This is a genomic window from Acinetobacter sp. CY17, assembly GCF_059515825.1.
In genome coordinates, this window is the sequence record NZ_JCAKMX010000054.1 from 1 (window position 1) to 3,474 (window position 3,474).

General features: G+C 36.6%; 3 protein-coding genes and 2 pseudogenes. All 5 read left to right on the plus strand.

All coding sequences use genetic code 11. From position 1 onward, the window contains the following. Positions 1–116: 116 nt before the first annotated feature. Positions 117–749, plus strand: a complete 633-nt coding sequence (locus AC5YCI_RS16145; RefSeq protein WP_496175932.1) for a hypothetical protein — start codon at positions 117–119, stop codon at positions 747–749. A gap of 227 nt (positions 750–976) precedes the next feature. Then, positions 977–1,828 (plus strand): annotated as a pseudogene (locus AC5YCI_RS16150) (hypothetical protein); the annotation flags it as partial. An 8-nt stretch (positions 1,829–1,836) separates the two neighbouring features. Continuing rightward, positions 1,837–2,235 carry a ribonuclease toxin immunity protein CdiI gene (cdiI, locus tag AC5YCI_RS16155; protein WP_496175933.1) on the plus strand — a complete coding sequence of 133 codons (399 nt, stop codon included), beginning with the start codon at positions 1,837–1,839 and terminating at the stop codon, positions 2,233–2,235. A 54-nt stretch (positions 2,236–2,289) separates the two neighbouring features. Further along, positions 2,290–2,647 (plus strand): annotated as a pseudogene (locus AC5YCI_RS16160) (hypothetical protein); the annotation flags it as partial. 145 nt (positions 2,648–2,792) lie between these two features. After that, the coding region (locus AC5YCI_RS16165; protein ID WP_496175934.1) for a hypothetical protein at positions 2,793–3,474 on the plus strand (682 nt) is incomplete at its 3' end.

The following is a 3,474-nucleotide window of genomic DNA, read 5'->3' on the forward strand; positions in this document are numbered from 1 at the left end:
TAAGCGTTTGAATTCAGAATCTGAAAAACGGTTTTAATTTCTGATATCTCATGAAATTTATATGGAGGTGATTTTTACTTTCGCAAGAGGTCTAATAGTTTGTAAGGAGTATAGAGTTGGAGCAGAAGATTATAGAATTATTAAATGAGATTCCTGATGGTGTAAATTATACAGATGTAGCAGAGGACTTAGATGCGGAAGATATCTCAGTTAGTCGTATAGAACAGTTAAGAGAATTATTAACAAATACGGATGACTATATTGTTTTTCAAGCGTCAAAAATATTGACTTCATGGGGAGATGAAGAAGGTTTTTTCACGTTAGTTAAATTATTAGAAGAAGATCATATTAGTGGTTTTATTAATAATAGACTATATGGTTATGATGAAACATTAAAGCATGGGTTAGATGCTTTAATTAGTTACTGGGCAGTTAAATCTGACCAAGGGGAAGGGGGTAGAGATGTAGAAAGAGCGAAAATATTCCCTTATATTTCGAAAATTATAGCTGCTTCTAATGATCAATCTTTTCAAATAAGCTCATTATTCTGGATCATTATCAAATATAATTATTCCGAGTACATTATGCCATTAAAGGTACATCTAGAAAAAATAGTAGACCATCCTGAGATACATGGTTGGAAAATACATGATGTTATTGAGCTATTTTTAAAAATTGAACCTGATTTTGTATATAAATTATTGGATGAAAAAGGAAAGATGTTAAAGGATTTTAATTTTGAAGAGTAGTCCCTAAATATTATATATAAATAATTTTTGCAGTGTTATTTGGCTTTATGTTAGTAAATCTGTACATAAAATAGGCTGTGCTGCACAAACCTAAAGATAAAGGCTTATTCAGTAATAATATTTCAAAATGAATAAGCCTGCACCTAAACTCTATCGTACAACCAATTGGCCCTCTTATAATTGAGCCTCAATTAATCGAGGTAATACTTCCATTTGGTTTGATCCTAAACCAAGCCAAAGATCAAAATGATAAAGCTTAGGTAAATGACACCAGTAAACTTTTAATTGGAAATGCGCAGAACAATGCCGACTTAGATGCGATGGGTGTTAAAAATGTTACCAATATCGGTGGTGTAATTGCCAATGCAACGAAGAACCCAGACGGAAGTCTAACAGATCATGGCAAACTGAATTATTCAGGTGAGCTTGAGCTGAAAGATAGAGAAGATCATAACTACAACAGTAGCAGTGGTTTTAATGTATCAACGAGTATTGGTATTCCACAAAAGGGAATTAAAGAAGCTTCTACAGCCCCAAAAGGTTCAACGACCATTGGTCTCAACAGCAGCGGGCAAGAAACAGAACAACTGACCAAGGCAACCTTAGGTCAAGGTACTGTGACGAATGTGACAGATACCACCAACCGTGATATCAACAACACCCAAGAAATTACTCGTGACCAAACCACAGGCATGCTTGATGGTTCTGTAACAGTAGATCATCGCTTACTGACTGAAAGTGGTCGTGAGCAGATCATCCAACTACAGAAAGATTTACTGCAGAATGCTGAAATCATAGGAAAAATGACGGCAGCAGGTGTAACAAGCTTAGGTGTAGCGACAGCAGCTTTGGCTAGTGGAGATCAAAATCTCAAACAAGCCTATGATACTGTAATGAATCCAGCGAGAACTGAATCATTTCTAAAAATGCCTGCGAATGAGAGGATGGTAAATGTGAATGGCTACGTATTTAGTGTAACTCGAGATGGAAAGACTGGAAAAATATCAAATGCGTTTCCAATTATCCCAGATTCATCTACATATAGACCTACTATACCACCACAATATAAACCTAAATAGGAGATTTTATGATGCAATATATGATTGAGTGGTTGAGAAATAATCGAAATGATATCTTAAAAAAATATCCAGTAGCAGACCCAGAATTATCTTTCTTTATGGACTATTTTGTTACATGTACGAGTGGGCATACATTTATTGAAATCCTTAAAAATGCTATTCGAGGTGAAGGTTATAGCCTCCAAGAAACATCAACTTATTTCCTCATGAATGATGTTTTGGATGAGGGACATATTATTGATGCAGCAGAATTTTATTTCTATGATGAGCTTGACGGTAAAGTACCATTTAACATTTTTGCCACAGTCTTGGAGTTAATAGCATTAGCATATGCTGAATATAATCCAAAGGATAATGAACAGATTATTCAGCTTATATCTCGTCTCAAACAAGTTTATGGTATTTAATTAGAGTCCTATCCATGCTTTTATCTCATTCTACAGTTGTACGGTGGAATGAACCATGGTAGTACAACGGTTGGTTTACAAAATACTGGAAATGAAAAAGAACAGTCAACCAAAGCCACGATGGGTCAAGGTACTGTAACGAATGTGACAGATACTACCAACCATGATATCAACAACACGCAAGAAATTACTCGTGACCAAGTGACAGGCATGTTGAATGGTTCTGTAACGGTAGATGATCGTTTACTCACTGAAAGTGGTCGTGCTGAGATTATTCAGCAGCAGAAGGATTTACAAGAGAACGTTAGACAAAGTGCTGAAAACATTATCAAGGCATTACCTGATAATACCTATAAACAACGTGCCTTAAGTTCGCTAAATAATATTCAGGCAGGATTGGCTAATAACCCTGAAATGTTAGCGAATGGTGGCGATGAAGTTTATGAAGGGTACAAAGAATTTATACGTCAAGGTGGAGAGCAGAACAGTACGAAGCCTTATTAAATAAAGAAGTCCTACCACTTGCGAAAGAGCTAAATGATACAGCCAAACAAACATTGAATGAGATTCAGCAACAAATTGCTGAAGAATATCAAGTCAGTGATGATACAGCTCGTTCAATTGTACGTCAGGTTTTAACGGCAGCTAGTCAGCAAGAGGTATCTAATAGTACAGTTGAAGCAGCTGAGTTTGATCCGAATCAACCGTATAAAGGAACATTTGTATTACCAACAATCGTAGTTACAGCAAAAGGTGTTGCAGTACTTGTTCAGGGGGTACACGGTAATGAAGCGAGTATTGCTGGTGAAAATGTAGTTAAAGTCATCGATGGAAGTAACTTAGCAATCCAGCTCTTTGATCAAAGTGCGGCAGTAAGTTATAAGGTAAATGATGCGATAGAGAAAACAGGAATTGATCCTGAAACAGCAGGATTAGCCTTGTCTTTAGCCTTTGGTGGGCCAATTGGATTAGCGAAAGACCTAATAGTTGATACTGTAGCTGGAGGTCAAATAGCACAAGCTGGTGATGCTCTTAAAAATGAAGTTACGGCAGTTGTCAGAGATACTAGCTATGATACAGTTTCTGGCTATACTTCAGATAGTACAAAGCAACAGTTATCAAATCTGAATGACCCCGTATCACAAACAGCCTTACAAGTTTCTGAGCAGTTACAACGTACCAAAGATGGCGTAGGCTTCTTAGCTGGAGTATTAGGCATTGGTGGTGCTGCGAAGACAA

Excerpts from the sequence above, each read along its gene's own strand:
- cdiI (WP_496175933.1), top strand. The coding sequence starts at position 1,837 with ATGATGCAATATATGATTGAGTGGTTGAGAAATAATCGAAATGATATC.